General features: G+C 48.2%; 19 protein-coding genes. 9 read left to right on the forward strand and 10 right to left on the reverse strand.

Annotation, left to right across the window (positions count from 1 at the left end; translation table 11 throughout):
• Positions 1-122 precede the first annotated feature (122 nt).
• The 3 genes from manA to purD all read left to right on the forward strand — a co-directional run bounded on the left by manA (position 123) and on the right by purD (position 4,527).
• Positions 123-1,325 (forward strand): mannose-6-phosphate isomerase, class I, encoded by a 1,203-nt coding sequence (gene manA / locus OCV37_RS14070; RefSeq protein ID WP_038186083.1) that lies wholly within the window; start codon positions 123-125, stop codon positions 1,323-1,325.
• Positions 1,326-1,537: 212 nt separating this feature from the next.
• The gene (gene purH, locus OCV37_RS14075) at positions 1,538-3,130 is read left to right on the forward strand and encodes a bifunctional phosphoribosylaminoimidazolecarboxamide formyltransferase/IMP cyclohydrolase (protein ID WP_038186080.1); all 1,593 of its coding nucleotides are present in this window, start codon (positions 1,538-1,540) and stop codon (positions 3,128-3,130) included.
• 110 nt (positions 3,131-3,240) lie between these two features.
• Positions 3,241-4,527, forward strand: a complete 1,287-nt coding sequence (gene purD, locus OCV37_RS14080; protein WP_038185941.1) for a phosphoribosylamine--glycine ligase — start codon at positions 3,241-3,243, stop codon at positions 4,525-4,527.
• Positions 4,528-4,659: 132 nt separating this feature from the next.
• Here purD and OCV37_RS14085 read toward each other — a convergent pair whose 3' ends face one another.
• Entirely contained in the window at positions 4,660-6,327 is a 1,668-nt protein-coding gene (locus OCV37_RS14085) for a methyl-accepting chemotaxis protein (protein WP_038185938.1), read from the reverse strand.
• Between the two features lie 294 nt (positions 6,328-6,621).
• Here OCV37_RS14085 and greB point away from each other — a divergent pair, with 294 nt between their 5' ends.
• Positions 6,622-7,101, forward strand: a complete 480-nt coding sequence (greB, locus tag OCV37_RS14090; RefSeq protein ID WP_038185935.1) for a transcription elongation factor GreB — start codon at positions 6,622-6,624, stop codon at positions 7,099-7,101.
• A 24-nt stretch (positions 7,102-7,125) separates the two neighbouring features.
• Positions 7,126-9,435: a Tex family protein gene (locus tag OCV37_RS14095; RefSeq protein ID WP_038185933.1), complete on the forward strand. Its 2,310-nt coding sequence runs from the start codon at positions 7,126-7,128 to the stop codon at positions 9,433-9,435.
• A gap of 123 nt (positions 9,436-9,558) precedes the next feature.
• Here OCV37_RS14095 and OCV37_RS14100 read toward each other — a convergent pair whose 3' ends face one another.
• Both OCV37_RS14100 and bioH read right to left on the reverse strand, forming a co-directional pair.
• Positions 9,559-10,035, reverse strand: a complete 477-nt coding sequence (locus OCV37_RS14100) for a hypothetical protein (RefSeq protein WP_038186077.1) — start codon at positions 10,033-10,035, stop codon at positions 9,559-9,561.
• Positions 10,036-10,186: 151 nt separating this feature from the next.
• Positions 10,187-10,978, reverse strand: coding sequence for a pimeloyl-ACP methyl ester esterase BioH (bioH, locus tag OCV37_RS14105; RefSeq protein WP_051680905.1), 792 nt, complete (start codon positions 10,976-10,978; stop codon positions 10,187-10,189).
• 63 nt (positions 10,979-11,041) lie between these two features.
• Between bioH and OCV37_RS14110 the strand changes: the two genes are divergently transcribed.
• From OCV37_RS14110 to cysQ, 4 genes are all read left to right on the forward strand, one after another.
• Positions 11,042-11,743, forward strand: a complete 702-nt coding sequence (locus tag OCV37_RS14110; RefSeq protein ID WP_038185931.1) for an amidophosphoribosyltransferase — start codon at positions 11,042-11,044, stop codon at positions 11,741-11,743.
• Positions 11,744-11,826: 83 nt separating this feature from the next.
• Positions 11,827-12,414, forward strand: coding sequence for a Fe-S biogenesis protein NfuA (gene nfuA, locus OCV37_RS14115; RefSeq protein WP_038185929.1), 588 nt, complete (start codon positions 11,827-11,829; stop codon positions 12,412-12,414).
• 166 nt (positions 12,415-12,580) lie between these two features.
• On the forward strand, positions 12,581-13,159 hold the full coding sequence (nudE, locus tag OCV37_RS14120) for an ADP compounds hydrolase NudE (protein WP_038185927.1): 579 nt from the start codon (positions 12,581-12,583) through the stop codon (positions 13,157-13,159).
• Positions 13,156-13,977: a 3'(2'),5'-bisphosphate nucleotidase CysQ gene (gene cysQ / locus OCV37_RS14125; RefSeq protein ID WP_038185925.1), complete on the forward strand. Its 822-nt coding sequence runs from the start codon at positions 13,156-13,158 to the stop codon at positions 13,975-13,977. Before nudE ends, cysQ begins: the two co-directional genes overlap by 4 nt.
• 44 nt (positions 13,978-14,021) lie before the next feature.
• On the opposite strand, the gene OCV37_RS14130 is transcribed toward cysQ, so the two are convergent.
• The 7 genes from OCV37_RS14130 to gspH are packed head-to-tail and all read right to left on the reverse strand — an operon-like array spanning position 14,022 to position 19,043.
• On the reverse strand, positions 14,022-14,786 hold the full coding sequence (locus OCV37_RS14130) for a type II secretion system protein N (protein WP_157635100.1): 765 nt from the start codon (positions 14,784-14,786) through the stop codon (positions 14,022-14,024).
• Between the two features lie 5 nt (positions 14,787-14,791).
• Positions 14,792-15,286, reverse strand: coding sequence for a type II secretion system protein GspM (gene gspM, locus OCV37_RS14135; RefSeq protein ID WP_038185920.1), 495 nt, complete (start codon positions 15,284-15,286; stop codon positions 14,792-14,794).
• Between the two features lie 9 nt (positions 15,287-15,295).
• Entirely contained in the window at positions 15,296-16,507 is a 1,212-nt protein-coding gene (gspL, locus tag OCV37_RS14140; RefSeq protein WP_038185916.1) for a type II secretion system protein GspL, read from the reverse strand.
• Entirely contained in the window at positions 16,476-17,504 is a 1,029-nt protein-coding gene (gene gspK, locus OCV37_RS14145; protein ID WP_038185913.1) for a type II secretion system minor pseudopilin GspK, read from the reverse strand. Before gspK ends, gspL begins: the two co-directional genes overlap by 32 nt.
• A complete protein-coding gene (gspJ, locus tag OCV37_RS14150; protein ID WP_038185910.1) occupies positions 17,491-18,129 on the reverse strand; it encodes a type II secretion system minor pseudopilin GspJ in 639 nt (212 codons plus the stop codon). Before gspJ ends, gspK begins: the two co-directional genes overlap by 14 nt.
• The gene (gene gspI, locus OCV37_RS14155) at positions 18,107-18,469 is read right to left on the reverse strand and encodes a type II secretion system minor pseudopilin GspI (RefSeq protein WP_038185907.1); all 363 of its coding nucleotides are present in this window, start codon (positions 18,467-18,469) and stop codon (positions 18,107-18,109) included. The genes gspJ and gspI overlap by 23 nt, the downstream gene beginning before the upstream one ends.
• Positions 18,456-19,043, reverse strand: a complete 588-nt coding sequence (gspH, locus tag OCV37_RS14160) for a type II secretion system minor pseudopilin GspH (RefSeq protein ID WP_038185904.1) — start codon at positions 19,041-19,043, stop codon at positions 18,456-18,458. The genes gspI and gspH overlap by 14 nt, the downstream gene beginning before the upstream one ends.
• Positions 19,044-19,066: the final 23 nt, after the last annotated feature.

Raw genomic sequence — 19,066 nt, forward strand, 5'->3', positions numbered from 1 at the left:
ATGGACACTCACTGAAAATGTATCCGCATAAATGTAGATACATTTGATATAAGTACAAAGTCGGATACCATAAATGTGATTCAATACCTATTTTATAAACCAGTCACTGATTCAGGATGACCATGAACGATAAAACTCTGCTCCCCTTCTATTTAATGCAGAATGTGATTCAACATTATGCTTGGGGCAGTACACAATCCATCCACAAACTATTTAATATCCCAAATCCGGAAAATTGCCCTCAGGCTGAAATTTGGATGGGTGCGCACCCCGGTGGCTGCTCTCAGCTTATCGACGGTAATCAACAGGAATCGCTTGCTGAGTTCATCCAGCGTCATCCAAATGCATGTTTATCCGCCCAAATTCATCAGACTTATGGGGAGCTGCCGTTTTTATTTAAAGTGCTCGCGGCAGACAAAGCGCTTTCAATTCAGGTGCATCCATGTAAAGCCGATGCAGAGATCGGATATGCCCGCGAAAATCAGCAGCACATCCCACTCAATGCGCCCGAACGCAACTATAAAGATCCGAACCACAAACCAGAGCTGGTGTATGCTTTAACGCCTTATCATGCGTTGAATGGGTTCCGTCCGTTGGACGACATTATTCAGACGCTGACCAGAATGAATCTGCAGCCGATTGAAGCACTGGTCACTCAACTGCAAGCGGATAGAAGTACCACCGGATTTCGGTCATTCTTTATTCGTTTACTGTCATTGTCCGGAGAACAGAAAACACAGGCAATTGCGGCATTACTGGATGACGCAACACAACATCAACAAGATGACCCGCTCTCCCGGTTGGTCCTCGACCTCGCGCAAGACTACCCCGGAGACATCGGGCTGTTTTCCGCGCTGTTACTCCATTATGTCGTTCTCCAGCCAGGCGAAGCGATGTATCTGGATGCCAAAACCCCTCACGCCTATCTCAAAGGAACCGGTTTAGAAGTGATGGCCAGTTCGGATAATGTGCTCCGGGCCGGGCTGACCCCGAAACACATCGATGTTGAAGAGCTGGCGAAATGCACGTCCTTCGAACCTAAACCGCAAGAAACACTGCTGATTGCACCGGAAAAGTCTGCGGATGTTTGTCATTATCCGGTCCCGGTCAAGGACTTTAAATTCTCTATCTATTCAGCCCCGGGCAACACCCCTATCACCACGACCAGCGCAGAAATCATTTTTGCCATCGATGCCGATGTCCATTTACAGCATGAAGGTGGTCTGACACTGACTTTGAGCAAAGGTCAGTCGGCGTTTATTCCGGCATCGGCCCGTTCCTACCGGCTCAATGCATCCGGTCGGGTTGCACGAGTGTATAACTAGCCCCCAAACATGTCTTAATCGCATCTTCTCTGGCATCGGTCTGATGCCAGATCCCCCAGAACCATCAGTAAAAAATCAACGAATTGAGAATTATTTTGCGTATGCCAAACGATTGCGCGAGCTTTTTAGTGATTAATTCGCTAGAATGTGCGCCACAAAATTTGACATCTATTTCGTTCAATCAACTCTGTGAATTTGAGGAAGAAGGAAGCATGAATAACGCTCGCCCCATTCGCCGTGCGCTTATCAGCGTATCAGACAAAACTGGTATTGTAGAATTTGCCAAAGCACTCGCTGACCGTGGCGTTGACATTCTGTCAACCGGTGGCACCGCACGCCTTTTAGCTGAACAAGGTATTTCTGTGACTGAAGTTTCCGACTATACCGGATTCCCTGAAATGATGGATGGTCGTGTCAAAACCCTTCACCCCAAAGTCCATGGCGGCGTATTAGGACGCCGGGGACAAGATGACGACATCATGGCTCAACATGGTATCCAGCCCATCGATATGGTGGTTGTGAACTTGTATCCGTTTGCAGCTACCGTTGCCAAAGCAGACTGTTCGCTGGCTGACGCAGTTGAAAATATTGACATCGGCGGTCCGACTATGGTGCGTTCTGCCGCGAAAAACCATAAAGATGTGACGATTATCGTCAATGCCTCTGATTACCAACGCGTGATTACAGAAATGGATACAAACAGCGGTTCACTGACGCTGGATACTCGCTTTGATCTTGCAATTGCAGCCTTTGAACATACTGCGGCTTACGACGGCATGATCGCTAACTACTTTGGCAAGATGGTTCCGTCTTACGGTGAGAACCAAGAAGGCGATGCCGATTCGAAATTCCCTCGCACATTCAATATGCAGTTCGAGAAAAAACAAGACATGCGTTACGGTGAGAACAGTCACCAGTCTGCCGCATTTTATGTTGAAAGTCAGCCGCAAGAAGCCTCTGTCGCGACAGCTCGCCAGATTCAGGGGAAAGCCCTCTCCTACAACAATATTGCCGATATAGATGCCGCGTTAGAGTGTGTGAAAGAATTCGCTGAACCCGCTTGTGTGATCGTCAAACACGCCAACCCATGCGGTGTTGCTTTAGGTGAGTCGATTCTTGAAGCCTATAACCGCGCTTATCAGACTGATCCAACCTCTGCGTTTGGCGGGATTATCGCCTTCAACCGTGAATTGGATGCAGCCACTGCACAAGCGATTGTCGAACGTCAGTTTGTGGAAGTCATTATTGCTCCGAGCGTAGCTGATGAAGCGATCGCTGTCGTCGCGGCGAAGAAAAATGTCCGCTTGCTGGTCTGTGGTCAATGGCAGGATAAAACCACCGGTTATGACTTTAAGCGCGTCAATGGCGGATTACTGGTTCAGGATCGAGATCAGGGTATGGTCAGTGTCGATGATTTGAAAATTGTTTCAAAACGCCAGCCTTCAGAAGCTGAACTGAAAGATGCGTTGTTCTGCTGGAAAGTCGCTAAATATGTCAAATCAAATGCGATTGTCTACGCGAAAGGTGACATGACGATTGGCGTTGGGGCAGGCCAAATGAGCCGCGTTTATTCGGCGAAAATTGCCGGGATTAAGGCCGCAGATGAAAATCTGAAAGTGGCAGGAACCGTCATGGCTTCCGACGCCTTTTTCCCATTCCGGGATGGCATTGATGCTGCGGCAGAAGCAGGCGTCACTTGTGTGATTCAACCGGGTGGCTCGATGCGTGACGAGGAAGTCATTGCGGCTGCAGATGAACACGGTATGGCGATGGTCTTTACTGGTATGCGCCATTTCAGACACTAAGTTAAACGCTCAATCTTAGTCAGTGTTCGCAGCTCAGGGCACTGAACCTTTTATTCTAAACGTGTTGTCTTTGATTAAGGCAAACAACTTGAACACAGGAATTCATCATTATGAACGTACTTGTTATCGGTTCTGGTGGACGTGAACATGCACTCTCCTGGAAAGTCGCGCAAAACCCACAGGTTGAAACGATCTTTGTTGCGCCCGGTAATGCCGGCACTGCGCTGGAGAAAAAAGTCAAAAATGTCAGTATTGACGTTGAAGACATTGCCGGTTTAGTGACTTTCGCGCAGCAAAATGCGATCGATTTAACCATTGTTGGCCCGGAAGCGCCGTTAGTCATCGGTGTCGTTGATGCCTTCCGTGCCGCCGGCCTGCCCATTTTTGGTCCGACAAAAGGGGCGGCACAACTCGAAGGCTCCAAAGCTTTTACCAAAGACTTTCTGGCACGCCACCAGATTCCGACCGCCGATTATGCCAATTTCACCGAGATCGAGCCGGCTCTGGCTTATGTCCGGGAAAAAGGTGCACCAATCGTGGTAAAAGCCGATGGGCTTGCCGCCGGGAAAGGTGTGATCGTTGCCATGACGTTGCAAGAAGCTGAAGATGCGATTCAGGACATGCTGGCTGGTAATGCCTTTGGCAATGCAGGAAGCCGGGTGGTGATCGAAGAGTTTCTGGAAGGCGAAGAAGCCAGCTTCATCGTGATGGTTGACGGTAAGAACGTCCTGCCAATGGCGACCAGTCAGGACCATAAACGGGTCGGCGATCAGGATACCGGGCCAAATACAGGTGGTATGGGCGCATATTCTCCGGCCCCCGTCGTTACGCAAGACATTCATGACCGCATCATGGAACAGGTCATTTATCCGACGGTAGAAGGCATGGCCGCAGAAGGCCATCCATACACCGGATTTTTGTATGCCGGTCTGATGATCGACGGCCAAGGTAATCCCAAAGTGATCGAGTACAACTGCCGCTTTGGTGATCCGGAAACGCAGCCGATCATGATGCGTCTTCAGTCAGATTTAGTTGAACTTTGCCAAATCGCAATTGCAGGTAACCTTGATCAAGCTGAGTCCAAATGGGACGAGCGCGCATCAATCGGGATTGTTTTAGCTGCGGGTGGCTACCCCGGTGATTACAACAAAGGTGATGTCATTTCAGGCTTACCACAAACCGACACCGAAGGTGAAAAAGTCTTCCATGCCGGTACATGCGAAAAAGACGGTCAAGTGGTGACTCATGGCGGACGCGTCCTTTGTGCAACAGCATTAGGCAATACAGTCTTGGAAGCACAGCAACGTGCTTATGCCTTAGCCAAGCAGATTCAATGGGATGGCGTGTTCTACCGCAATGATATCGGTTACCGCGCCATTGCCCGGGAGCAAAAATAATCTCCCCGCTTGAGTGAATACACAACCACCGCCCACAGAGGCGGTGGTTTTATTTTGATATAAAAAAATCGGCCTGCTCAACAGACCGACTTGAGGGTTTAATTTCCGAAGCATTTAATGCCCGAAAGTCGCCTATACGCTAAATCGATCCACCAGTGATTTAAGCTCTTGCGTCTGATCCCGCAAATCACGACTGCCTTGACGGTTTTCATCCGTGACATCGGCCACTCGTAAACTTTGCTCAGAGATAATCACAACGCGTTCAGAAATATTCTGCCCCACCTGACTCTGCTCTTCGGTAGCAGTCGCAATCAAGGTGTTCATATCCATAATCATACTGACCGACTCAATAATTTCGGTCAACGCACGGCTGGCCTGATGCGCTTTTGCAACCGTATCTTCACTTTGAGAACGACTGTCCAGCATCGACTGAACCGCTTCCTGAGTGGCACCTTTCAATTGCTCAATGATGTGGTGAATATCACCGGTACTCTGTTGCGTCCGGCTGGCCAGTTTCCTCACTTCATCGGCAACCACCGCAAATCCCCGTCCTTGCTCACCGGCCCGGGCCGCTTCAATGGCAGCATTGAGCGCCAGTAAGTTGGTCTGCTCAGCAATATCCTGAATGACATCCAGTGAAGAGGAGATATTACTGACATTGCTTTCGAGCTTATCCATCACCTCATTTGCAGATTCCAGCTTCCGCGCTAAAACTGCGACAGAATCAACGGCGGAGTCGACAGTGGTCATCGCTTCTTTCGCTTTACCATCGGCAGACTGTGCAGCAGACGCAGCACTGGAAGCATTCTGAGAAATATCATGGGCAGTCGCCGTCATTTCTGTCACTGCAGTTGCAACCTGCTCAGTTTCTTCACGTTGTGTATTGGATAACCGATCGACCTGATTGGAACGCTCAAGCATCCGTCCGCTTTCATCACTGATGACATCACTGCTCACTCTCAGCTGACGAATAATATTTTGGAGGTTTTCGACGAAGCGGTTGAAATTCTGGCTCAGCGAAGCATATTCAGGAATCGAATACACTTCCATCCGGGCCGTTAAATCAGCATCACCATTGGCAAACCGGGCAATCGACTGGTCAAATCGTTTTAATGGCACCAAAATACCGCGACTGAACAGAATGGTGAATATCGCCACAATGAACAACATTCCCCCGCCAATGGAAGCCATCCACACAAAGCTCCGCTTCATTTCCTGCTCGGATCTGGCCGCCATTTGCGATGTGAGCGCTTCCACATCATCAATATAAAAACCGATCCCGATGATCATATCCCACTGCGGTTCATAGACAGAATAGCTCAGCTTTTCCGAAGCAACTTTCTCACCCGGTTTCGGGAAAAAGTAGCTCGAAAATCCTCCGCCATTCTTCGCTTGTTTGATCAAATTTTGAATCAGGAAGTTACCCTTGGTATCTTTCATGCCCCAGAAATTTTCACCAATGTCCTTACCGGTATCCCCTAAGAAAAAACGATTCCCTTTGCTGTCGTATCCAAACACATACCCATTGTCACCAAAACGAATCCGAGAAAGTGTCTCAACCACATCTTGTCGGTCAGCATGACGCTCTTTGAGCGTCGTTAAAGAAGTATCAATAATATCAATATATGCCTTGAGCTCAGACCGTTTCTGTTCAGTCAATCGTTGCTGAATCAACTGCTGTTGATGATGATTCAACTCAGACATTTGTTGATATGAAATAAAAATCATCCCAAACGTAATCAATAGCAAGGGAAGAATAGACAGTGCATATACACGCGATTTGATGGTTAATTTAGACATAGTGCTTTCCTCAGTATCCTTTCTGACAAAAGCCGATGACGTTGGAGGTTATTTTTATATGGATGTTATTTTTAAACGGATAGTACTACACCACATAAACAGAACATATGAATATCTACTAATGTCCCCTCTTCTTCTGTAAAAACGTGTAACAAAAACACCAGAGAATCTGCATAGTTAAGGCGGAGTACGTCAAGCTTTCGTCATCTCAGATAAACAACCATTAACCTTTTTACGATTTTTCGCTAAGGTATAGCCCCATAAACGAACACTATCTGCGATGAATCACCACTGATGAAAACCAACCTGATAACCCGTGAAGGCTATAATCGCCTGAAACAAGAACTCGACTTTCTCTGGCAGAAAGAGCGCCCCGAGGTGACCCAAAAAGTGACTTGGGCGGCGAGTCTCGGGGATCGGAGTGAAAATGCAGATTACCAATACAACAAAAAACGCCTGCGGGAAATTGATCGGCGTGTCCGTTATCTGCGTAAACGGCTGGAACAAGTCAAAATCATTGATTACTCGCCCCAGCAGGACGGCAAGGTCTTTTTCGGAGCATGGGTCGAAATTGAAAATGATGACGGTGAGACACGCTGTTTTCGTATTGTTGGCCCGGATGAAATTTACGGGGATGCCAAAAATTACATTTCGATTGACTCACCAATGGCCCGGGCACTGCTCAAAAAAGAACCTGACGATGAATTCACGGTAGAAACGCCTCAAGGGCCGAAAGCGTGGTTTATCAACCGCATCGAATATAGACAAGACTAACGACATCGAGAGAGAAATATACGGATGAGCCAAGCTATCTGTCATACGATTGCTTCAGAGCTGAATGTACGCCCTGAACAAGTTATTGCCGCTGTTAACCTGATTGACGACGGCAGCACCGTCCCTTTTATCGCCCGTTACCGGAAAGAAGTCACGGGCGGGCTGGACGACACCCAACTACGGACACTGGACTCGCGGCTTTCCTATTTACGCGAAATGGATGACCGCCGTCAGACCATTCTGAAATCGATTCAAGAGCAAGGCAAACTGACCCCCGAGCTAGAGCAGGATATTATTCAGGCGGACAGCAAAACCCGCTTGGAAGATCTCTACTTGCCTTACAAACCCAAACGCCGTACCAAAGGACAGATAGCCATTGAAGCCGGCTTGGCGCCGCTTGCCGATCAGCTCTGGGAACAGCCGCAAACCGAACCGGAACAAGCTGCACAAGCTTATCTGAATCCCGAGCAGGGTATCAATGATACGAAAGCGGCCTTAGATGGCGCTCGGGCGATTCTGATGGAACGGATCGCAGAAGATGCCAATCTTCTGGAAAAATTGCGCCAGTATTTACTCAAACATGCGGTGCTCGTCTCGACGCTAATCGACGGCAAAGCGCAAGAAGGAGAGAAATTCAAAGATTATTTTGAGCATCAGGAGCCAATCAGTAAAGTCCCTTCTCACCGTGCACTTGCCATGTTACGAGGCCGTAATGAAGGCATTTTATCACTGGCACTCAATGCAGATCCGGAGCAAGAAGAAGGCCGTCGCGGCTCTTACTGCGAAACCCTGATCGCACAACATTACGGGCTGCATCTCAGTGACGCCCCGGCTGATGCATGGCGTCAGCAAGTCATCAGCTGGGCATGGCGGATAAAAGTTTCCATGCATATGGAAACCGAACTGATGTCCGCCATGAAAGAGCGTGCTGAAATCGAAGCGATTGATGTCTTCGCCACCAATCTGAAAGATCTGCTGATGGCTGCTCCCGCAGGGCCACGGGCGACCCTTGGGCTGGATCCCGGTTTGCGTACCGGCTGTAAAGTGGCCGTTGTCGATGCCACCGGCAAGGTACTGGCAACCACGGCTATTTATCCCCATCAGCCGCAAAAGCAGTATGAAAAATCCATTGAAATCATTGACGGACTGGTGCGCAAATTCAATGTTGATTTGATTGCGATCGGCAACGGCACCGCTTCGCGTGAAACCGATCTGTTTGCCGCAGATCTGATCAAACGGGGAAATCTCAAAGTGCAAAAAATTGTCGTCAGTGAAGCCGGCGCGTCAGTCTATTCTGCCTCTGAGCTGGCAGCCAAAGAATTTCCGGATATGGACGTTTCACTACGTGGCGCAGTATCGATTGCCCGACGATTACAAGATCCACTGGCTGAGTTGGTTAAAATCGATCCGAAGTCGATCGGAGTCGGCCAGTACCAGCATGATGTCAATCAGTCACTCCTTGCGAAGCGTCTGGACGCGGTGGTAGAAGACTGTGTGAATGCCGTCGGCGTCGATGTCAACACCGCTTCTCCGGCCTTGCTTACTCGTGTTGCCGGGCTCTCTGCAACACTGGCAGATAACATCGTGGCTTTTCGGAACGAAAATGGCCGCTTTGAGAGCCGCACAACCCTGAAGAAAGTCCCCCGGCTCGGCCCCAAAGCATTCGAGCAGTGTGCTGGCTTTTTGAGAATAATGGACGGGAAAAACCCGCTGGATGCTTCAGCGGTTCACCCTGAGGCTTATCCGGTAGTTTCTGCCATTGCTAAGAGCAATCAGCAAGAGATGAAAGCGTTGATTGGCAATACCGAGTTTCTCAGAAGTCTCAATGCAAGAGATTACACCGATGAGCATTTCGGATTGCCGACAGTCACCGACATTATCAAAGAACTCGATAAACCCGGCCGCGATCCCCGGCCTGAGTTTAAAACCGCGACGTTTGCTGATGACATTCATGAAATCGCTGATCTGGAGCCGGGCATGGTACTCGAAGGCGTCGTCTCCAATGTGGCCAACTTTGGCGCGTTTGTCGATATCGGTGTTCACCAAGACGGATTAGTCCACATCTCCGCCCTGACAGATCGGTTTGTATCTGATCCGCGCGAAGTGGTCAAAGCCGGTGATATCGTCAAGGTCAAAGTGATGGAAGTCGATGTGGCGAGAAAGAGAATCGGTCTGTCGATGCGCCTGTCAGATGAACCGGGCCAAACCAGTCGTGCAACCGCGCGCAATCAAACGGCGCGTCCGGCGCAAAAACCCCAGCGCCGTGATACGGCGGCACCTAATAATGCGATGGGGGGCGCTTTCGCGGCAGCTTTTGCCAAAGCGAAAAAGTAATCGATTCTCTTGGGCTGGGAAACTTATTTTTCAGCAATTCATCTCTCTCATAAAAAAACCCTCACTTCAGATGAAGTGAGGGAGTTCATAGCAGCAATATGACTTCCTCGGTGACACTGAGGTTTACAATATTGCGATTACCTCCGAAGGGGTGTTCGGAGCAATGGCATGACCATAATGATATTTTATGACCGTCCGCCTTCGCGCCATCTGTCCCTCGGTTATCGCTGCATCAATGATGTGTTTCGGTAACCGGAACCGTATTGTATAGCCTTTACCCTGATCTTTACTGTAGGTCGATAAAGCTAACAATTTGAAAAGCCGCTCAAGCTCACTTTGTGCTTTTTCCTCATAGGAAGACACAACTTCTTGTTCCTGCTCAGAATCAATCTCATACTGAGGATGTTCTGCTGCATCCCAAGATGAGCGCTTGCGCTGCTTATCATCGGATTTCAACCGCCGCTCTGCGTTGGCTTTTTCCAGTTGTACGGTTGGTACGACAGGCGCTCTGACACGATTGTCATGCTCTGCCTGTTCCGTCGGCACATTCACCGATGGGGCGATAAGTGGCACACTGATATTATTTGGTGACACAATCATTGCCGAAACCTCCTTCAGCATCGCCCGACCCATTCAATATTCAAACACCGAATGAGTTAGAACCTATATCGACCCAACCGTTCAAATATTTAACAACAAACGCTGATATTTTAAACAATATGACAAAAAACTGACAATCGCCAAACTTCAGCTACTGTGCGAACCCGCGGATTTGCTGGCAAAACTGTTCTGTTTCGGTCATAAATGGCGCGTGAGAAGACTGGGGAAAAATATAGCAATGACTGTCCGGTGCCATCTCGTCCAATTGTGCTGCAATCTGTACCGGTACCAACCCATCGAGCCGGCCGTAAAGGCGTAACACCGGAACGGGAATCCGGGCCATATGGTCACGCAAATCAACATGCGCGAGCATATTTAACCCCGCCATCAACGCTTGCGGCTGTGGTGCCGGACGAGAAAATACCATTTGTTTCAACTGTTTGACATCTTGCCGGGCCGTCGGGCTTCCCATCGCCTGCAGCGCCATAAAACGCTCAATCGTCAGTTGGAAATCATCGACCAGTTGTTCCGTAAACGCTGACAAAACTTGTGGCTGAATACCTCGCCACCCTTTTTCAGCCGCAAATTTAGGCGAGCTGGCCACCGTCACAAGCTGACTGACATAATCGGTATGATGCAGTGCAATATGCGTCGCCACCAACCCGCCGAGCGACCAGCCGACCCAAATCGCATCCTTCGGCGCTTGCCGGATCAGTAATTGAGCAATCTCTTCCAATGTGTCGGCATGAATACCGGCACTATGGCCATATCCCGGTAAATCAACAACATGAACGCGAAAATTTTGTTTGAGAATATCAACGATATGATGCCAGACGCCCCCATTCATGCCCCAACCGTGGACCAATACCAGATCTTTTCCATGACCTTCAACCTGCCAGTACAAAGATGCAACCCTGTTCACGTTATCTCCTACAAAACTCATACATTCGCCGCCTTGTTCATCCGTACAATATAACGCCTTTCTTAACCACCGGAGAAGTAACATATGCGATTGCAACGCATTCAACAGACTTTCCGTCGCCGTCTCCCTCAATTATGTGCACTCTGTGAGCTACCATTAACCGCCGGAGAACACCACTGGTGTGCCACCTGTCTGGCACACTTTCAACCCACGCCCCGTTGTACACGATGCGGCTTGTCGATGCCATTTTCAACCAGCCAATGCGGGAAGTGCCTTCAGTCTCCGCCGCTTTGGAACGCCCTTTATTGTCTTGGCGATTATGCCTATCCGCTGGCACCGATGATCCATCAAATAAAATATGGGCGACAGTTCTGGCTCATGCCGCCTCTCGCGAGACTTTTGGCGCAAGTTATACCTTCTCCGGCCCCGCTATTACTGCCGGTTCCGCTGCACTGGCGACGTTACCTTTATCGCGGATTTAACCAGAGTGACTTACTGGCGCATCATCTCAGTCAGACACTGGCCGTCACCTATCAAAGCAAACTGTTGCAACGGGTTCGTGCAACACCACCGCAAGAAGGACTCCATAAACGAGAAAGAGAACGGAATCTGAGAAAAGCGTTTATGTTGCGCGAGCGCCCCACGGCAAAACACATTGCGATCATTGATGACGTCGTGACAACGGGGAGTACCATCAGTCAATTATGCCAACTATTGCTTGAAGTTGGCGTCGAATACATTGATATTTATTGCTTATGCAGAACTCCTGAATATCACAATCAATAATTACCGTAAAAAGGATTGGATCTCTGATTTCTCAGGAGTAAAATGGTGAATTAATAGCCTACAAAATTACTCAGGTATTCGTCGTGTCAAATTCTATTACTATTACTGAATCCGCTCAGGAACATTTCGCAAAACTTCTCGAACAACAGCCGGAAGGGACAAATATTCGGGTCTTTGTCGTCAATCCCGGTACTCAGAACGCTGAGTGTGGCGTCTCTTATTGTCCGCCTGAAGCGGTAGAAAGTGCTGATACTGAAATCCCGTTTTCGGCATTTTCGGCATATGTTGATGAACTGAGCCTTCCTTTTCTCGAAGATGCGGTGATCGACTATGTGACCGATAAAATGGGTTCTCAGCTCACTCTAAAAGCACCAAATGCAAAGATGCGTAAAGTCGCCGATGATGCACCACTGCTTGATCGTGTTGAATATGTCATCCAAACCCAGGTTAATCCTCAGTTAGCCGGGCATGGTGGTCATATTCAACTGTTGGAAATTACTGATGACGGTGTTGCGATTATCCAATTTGGTGGAGGATGCAATGGTTGTTCGATGGTTGATGTCACCCTGAAAGACGGCATCGAAAAAGAACTGCTTGAGCAGTTTGCCGGTGAGCTGAATGCGGTCAAGGATCTGACCGAACATGACCGTGGTGAGCACTCGTACTACTAAGTGGACCGCTTTAAAACATGTCAACAGAAAGTCGATGCCTTGGCATCGACTTTCTGTTATGTGACTCTTGTTGGTAAAACTATTGTGAATATCGACAGACAAATGTTTTCATCCCCATCAGTTTTTTCATATAGTTAAGCTATAAGTATCACGGAGGAATATCAGCATGACGTCCAAGAAAAACCCAGAGATCCTGAATATCACGACGGTTGCTCAATCGCGTCTTTTTACAGTGGAATCTCTGGATCTGCGTTTTTCCAACGGTGAACAACGCACCTATGAACGCATGCGCCCCAGCGGACGCCATGCCGTAATGATGGTTCCCATAACCGATCAGGGAGATATTCTGCTGGTACGTGAATTTGCCGCAGGCACACAACGCTATGAGCTGGGCTTTCCGAAAGGATTGATTGACCCCGGTGAGAATGCTGAAGAAGCGGCGGTACGAGAACTCAAAGAAGAAGTCGGATATGGTGCGAAACAGCTCACTCATCTCAAAGATCTGATTCTCGCCCCCTCTTATTTTTCCGGACAAATGTCTCTGTTTATCGCGCAAGACTTATACCCGGAGCAACTCGTTGGTGATGAGCCAGAACCGCTTGAAATCATTCGTTGGCCGTTATCTCAGGCTGAAGAGCTGTTAACACATCTCGACTTTTGCGAAGCCCGGAGTGTGACGGCCCTGCTGCTCACCTTAAAATATATGGAGCGACATCAATTGCTTCCGGAGGTGAATACATTATGAAACGGGATCATTCACATCTGCTACCACAACTCATTGAAATAGCCCGCTCTGCCGGGCAACTGATTCTCGATTATTACCAGACAAAATCCTACGAAGCATTCACGAAGTCCGATCAAACCCCCGTCACGAGTGCCGATTTAGCGGCACATAAGCTCATTACCGAAAAACTCCAAGCCTTGACACCGGACATTCCAGTCCTCTCTGAAGAAGACGCGGATATCAGTCTGGAAAAACGTTCGGAATGGTCTCGCTATTGGTTAGTTGATCCACTGGACGGGACGCAGGAATTTATCGCTCGTAGTGGTGACTTTGCGACAATCATCGCTCTGGTTGAAGACAACCAACCGGTAATCGGCGTGGTTTATGGCCCGGTATCTGGCGTTACATACTATGCTTGTCAGGGCAAAGGCGCCTGGAAGATCCCTGATTTATCCGACAGTTTGCGAATCCATACTCACCAGCATGAATTTCCCGGTCAGTCGATTTCAATTGCCATCAGCCGTCGCCAAAATATCAACCGGATCACCAGTCGACTGAGTACCCAGTGGAATTATGACTTAGTACCGCTCGGTTCTGCAGCATTAAAAGCTTGTTTGGTTGCAGAAGGCGCAGTTGACTGTTATTTACGTCTGGGGCCAACCGGCGAATGGGATACCGCAGCAACACAATGTATTGTTGAAGAGGCCGGGGGGAAGATCCTGAGTACCAAACTTTCGCCACTCTCTTATAACCTCAGAGAAACTTTGGAAAATCCGAATTTTATTGTGATTGGCGATCCGACGCTGCCTTGGCAGGAAATTCTCATGCATAAGGGCTGATGCCCCAATGCATGATTCATGAATCATAAGCGATGGAAAGATGCTTAGTTCGTGAGGGTTCCATTGGATTGAAATGAATATCGACCTTGAGAATCTGTCGATGCGTAGGTTTGAATCCACTGACTAAACATTTTAGGTAAACGTTCACCCGGTTTTACCCAACCTTGAACCTCATACTGATCCTGTGGCGTCAACACCATCGAATACTCACTTTGTAGTGCATCCGACAACTGCTGACCTTTCAGACTGATTCGGCCGTTTTCACAGGCAAGCTGGGCGGATACTTTTTCCAATGGGACCGATTGAGAGAGCATCGAAATCTGTGCATTGGTCCAAATGATTTGCCCTTCTCCCTGAGCACAAAACGGGGGCTGGTATCGATAATTGTCAATCACAAGCCGGAATGCACCATCCGCTCTGACAGGCATAGGTAAATGCATATTCTCGGCAACAAACCGGGCGGGCGCGGTCAATGACAAGTCCCGGGCATAAATACCGGAAAAACCAATACCGACTTCTCCCGATCCGCGTAACGCAGCCTCATGCCGCTTGCCTAAAGCGATATCCGCAGCAATATTCCCCTTGAACAAAGAAAGAGGCCGGACATTCCATACCAGTGAGCCCAAATCATAGTTCATCCATTTGGCCGACTGAACTTCGCCATGCCATATTGTTCCACCAACGCCGCTCAACAATAGCTCCCGGGGCTGAGGAATAAACTTTAAAGCCATATTTGCCGGTAAGTGGGCCAGCACACTGACCACAAACACAAACAACAAACCAACGACGTACATAATTTTTTTCTTCACTTCATTTAACCTCGAACTAATTCCAGGCGTTTTATATCAACCATGCCATTTTTTTCCGCTTTGTCGATATCCATGACCATGACCTGAATACCATACTGCTGCCGTAAAAAGGCTAACCAGTCAATAAACTGGTTAAACGAGACCGGTTCAACCCAAATTTGTAAGCCGTCACCTTTGGGTTGCATGCGAATTAACCGAATACCAAATTTACCGGTAGAACCTGCCACAGCCTGATTCATCGGTTCATTCGACACCGTCCCCTTTCCACCGCTCGCACGAAGCTGAGTCAACACATCCGCTTTGTCTTTGACCCACGCATATAAATTTTGCTCTGCGGTCAGTTTATTTTGGGCCAGAACTCGCTGTTCTTGGATGGGACGGACAATCCCACCATACAGGAGTGCCAAAACACTGAAAATGACAGTCACCAGTAACAATCGCTGCTCTCTGGAGGACAATGTCTTCCACCAAGTATAGCCACGATTCATCCATTGATTCATACCGATTCCCTACTTATTCTTTAAGATGAAAGACCCTGAGACCTGATTGTTATCCCGATTGAGAGGTCCTTGTTGTACATCAAACTTCTGGGACAGTTGCTGACGCGTTGCTTCAATTGCCGGAAAGTCAGCCCCTCGCACATCAATACGAATATCGCCCCGGGCGCCATCATAATGAATCCGTTGCAGTTGTATTCCGGTGCTACTGCCGATCGTCTCTGCTAACGACGTAAATAGGGACAATGCAGAATCTTGCCCTTCGCCACCAGAGAGTGTCTTAATCTCATTGGTAAACTGCCCTTTCAGATAACTCACCGTCGGGATTTTGTGCCGCTCCGGAAATAACGTTCTGAAAATATGTTCACTTTCGGTTCTCAGTGCAGTGGCCTCTTGAGACATGCGCCGGATATCAACCGCATGATGGATCAGCAATAAAATCATCAAGGCGCCCAAAGCAATCAAACTACCGCGCCAAACCTGCCAGTATTTCATGACCGAAGAAGATTTCTTAAATGTACCGGTCAATAGCGTGATCGGACTGCTTAGAGCCCCGCGATACAGCAGCAAGTCAATGGAATCAACCAGCTTCTCAGTCCAGACTTGTGAACTCGAATCACTCAATTCAGGCGCCCGGCTGTAAGATGTAATCTCTAGGGCCGGACTTTCCTTCCCATCGTCATAATTCTGAGTGAATATAGGTAACCACGAATGTTCAATACACACACCGCTAAACTGCCCCTGACGAATCAGCCACTCATGTCCCAATTGAACTGCGGTGGCGCTCTCTTCTGTCGGTAGTGCCAACACATCCGGCAAAACATTTTCTACTTGTAATCCACAGGCTTCAAACTGTTCCAGAATACAACTGAGCCAGTCCCGATCTACCGCAACGGTATAAACTTGATTCTCTTGTTTCGCCAGTACCGAGAAATGCAGCCCATCCACATCTTGTGCTAATTCATCTTCAATTAAATATGGCAGCATTTTTTCATATTGACGCGCACCACCAGCAGGTAATGAAACCGTCTTCATCACCACATCAGCACCAGAAAGTAAGACGATTACCGGCCGCCCTTCAGCATGGGGAACTAACTCATCTATATTGGTCCAGGAAGCTATGTCTCCTGACTTTTCAATCGTTGTCGCATGCTCAGCACCGATCCACCAATGCCCTTTGGCCTGGGGTTGCTTACTCAGCCGGACGAGCAGATATTCGCTCACGCTCTCCTCCATAGCGACGGCGAATGACCGTCACAGTTTTTCTATCTTTACTAAACATTAAGCTCCGAACTCTCACCCGGGCATCATCAACCATGACCTGAGCATCCAATTCAAAATACTTACTATCAACGCCAAGGAAAGCTGTCGCATTGGATTTGATCGTTTCATCCAGCCCGCTCAGCTCGCCTTGTGCCCAGAAATCATCCAGACTATCCCATCCCGAATAAGGACGATCCTTAATTAACTGAACGGCCAATGACTCACTGAGATAAGGATAAAACATCGCCACTAAGATATTGGCCTGCTTCACCGAAATGGTATTGACGTTCAGCCGCCACTCATTGGTTGGCAAAGCACACAGACTTGGCATACTTTTCATCATTATTTCACCACTGACACCCTGAACAGCACGCAACTCACTTGCATCAGCCAATAAACTGTCCGGTGGATCATAGGCAGGAGACATCGACTCGTAGAAACTGTCTTCAACACCACTGGCGCTATTAATGATGCGATCTGAATCAATAAATTCCCATGTCGAGTGTGCAGCAACCTCAGCCTGATAATTATCAATCCCTTCGGCTTCAAACAGATGTTGTAATACCTGCACCAGGTAAGGTGCTCCGGTATCCGTTGGACTCAATTTAATCCCAGCGAAGGCATTCACGTTAATGCACGATTGCATATCCTTAATATTGCCTTCGACAGTACCGTAGTCCAACGGGTATTTTTTATCTTTCACAGCCCAAGGCTGGCTCAGATTAACGGCCTCATCATTATCTTCGTAACTTTGTTCAATCGCGGATTTGGCTAAGGCTTCAACCCCGAGGCTATACCAATATGCCTGTTGATATCTGATTTGGTTTCCCGCACGGTGGTACTGGGTAAATAAACGCTCAGACATAGTAGCGGCGATAGAAACCATCATTGCCAATATCAGCAATACCAGAATCAGGGCAACACCACGTTGCCTTTGCAACGATCTACTTGGATACATTGGATAAACTCAGCTCACTTCCGGCAATCAGATAAATCCGCTCAATCTGCCCATAATCTTTCAGCGTCAGTTTTACGCTGATTGCTTCCGGTAAAACACCCTTGTCTTCCCATTGGTCAACCCATTGATGATGACGATATAAACGAAAACTTATCGATTCAACCTGTGTCAATAATGGCCGAACAATCCCATTATCTCCCGCAACCGTGTCGGGATAACGCCACCAGACTCTTTCCAAACGCTCCCCGGTTAAACGGTAGCCGACTTTAATAATATCTCCACGGGGGAACTGCATTTGCGGGTTCACCCAGCCATGTCGGGTAAAAAGAATACCGACACTATCTGAAGATAATAATCCGTCCTGCATCCAGAATAACTGGGAACCGGGTTCCTCTCCCTGATTACGAAACTGGCGGGATGCCATCTGGCGGAAATCACTATCCATAATGGCCAACGCCTTCTGAATTTCTCCCAAACGTTGTTCACTTTCCTTACTGACCACATTGCTGCGCTGAACTTGGTTGAGTACCTGATAAGCAGCAATCGTCAGACTCGCCAAAATAGCCAGCGCGACCAATACCTCAATTAAAGTGAATCCCCGACTATGACGCTTCATTTGCCACATAACTTCTTACGATCACCACCGACGGACCGGATTTACTTTGAGAAACACTCACATCAAAGGCTTTCAGCACATCGTTGCTTGTCTCAACCAAAGACACTTTCCAATACCAAGTTGTACCCGCCATTTCTTCGGTTCCTTCCTGATTAGACAATGTCTTCGGCGCAAGCATGATTCGAGCCATTTGATTATCAACCACCATGGCAGCAAACATCTTTTCTTCGAGTGTGTGTACTGTATTGACATGTTGGCTGACCGCTTTAATCACGCTGATCGATGCCGTTGCAAAGATAGCCAATGCAATCAGCACTTCCAGTAATGTCATTCCCTTACTTTGCTTCATCGTCTTGATCCGAAGGAGTCCGAATGTGCAGAATGCCGTCTTCAGAGGTTTTCACTAACCACAATGAATCGGGTGTAGAATCCGCCCAAAACTGGATAGAAAATGGGGTGATATCACCACTGGAGAGAATAAAGACCTGTGGTGACGGAATGGGTTTCTCATCTTTGTCCTGGTCGGGAAAATCCATGTCTTCAAACAAAGATTCCTGACTGAACAGACGCTCCGGATTATTCCAGACGCCACCACCGCGTTCAAAACGGAAAGTCGTTCCCTCTTCGACAGTCAGCTTACCTTTGATGGGTGACTGAGATTCAAGGTCTTTCCAGCCTTTATCCGATAACCGTAAAAAGCGAAACTCATGTTTTTTCTCATCGACATAAAGACCATAAGTCCGCCCACTGAAAATCGCATCTTCACTCAAAAGCTGCAATCGCTGGTAAAGCCGTTCTGCCGTTTGTTGCACCTCATCCTGAGACCTGTTGGGCAGTGACATCACGACGACCATACTGCCCAGCGAAATGACCACCAGAACCAACATAATTTCCAGCAGTGTAAAACCACGGTGGTATTTCATGAGCAGTATTCGTCCAATCCACG

The sequence above is a fragment of the Vibrio rhizosphaerae genome (genome assembly GCF_024347095.1).
Taxonomy (GTDB): Bacteria; Pseudomonadota; Gammaproteobacteria; order Enterobacterales; family Vibrionaceae; genus Vibrio; species Vibrio rhizosphaerae.